At 49.7% G+C, this 517-nt stretch carries 1 protein-coding gene; it reads left to right on the top strand.

Features of this window, described 5'->3' with window-relative positions:
* Window positions 1-379, top strand: a 379-nt coding sequence (locus tag AB4585_RS25865; protein ID WP_372171635.1) for an aldo/keto reductase, incomplete at its 5' end; no start/stop codon positions are given.
* Window positions 380-517 lie beyond the last annotated feature (138 nt).

Here is a 517-nt window from a genome sequence, read left to right as displayed (position 1 = left end):
ACACTGCCATCATGCGGATGTCGCTTATCTACCTTGGTCACCGTTGGCTAGTGGTTTGTTAACCGGGAAATATGCCAATGGCGCTCGCCCTGAAGGCAGTCGCTGGAGCTTAATGAACTCAAATAACATCTACCGAAGCACTGAACTCGCACACAGCGCCGTAGCGCAGTACGCTGACATCGCCAAAGACATCGGCATTACTCCAGCGCAACTGGCGTTAGCGTGGTGTAACAGCGTTCAGGGGGTGACCTCTAGCATTATTGGCGCGACGAGCATGTCTCAGCTAAAGGAAGACCTAGCAGCCTTTGAACTGACTCTGGATAATGAAACTCAGAAGCGTATTGCCAACGTCATCAAGCAAATCCCTGCTCCTTATTAATTGACCAAACTCGAGCCCAGAAAAATGAGTGAGTTAACACCTTTAAAAAACGACACTGCTGCGCCTTCATCTCCGAAATCAAACCGCGCACTCCTTACCGTAATTACTCTGCTTCTCACCATTGGCGCAGTGCTAAAC

Source organism: Vibrio sp. 10N.222.49.C9 (assembly GCF_041474985.1).
In the GTDB taxonomy this organism is placed as follows: Bacteria; Pseudomonadota; Gammaproteobacteria; order Enterobacterales; family Vibrionaceae; genus Vibrio; species Vibrio crassostreae_C.
The sequence above is the reverse complement of the archived record's forward strand: the minus strand, read 5'-3'. Positions and strand labels throughout refer to the sequence as shown.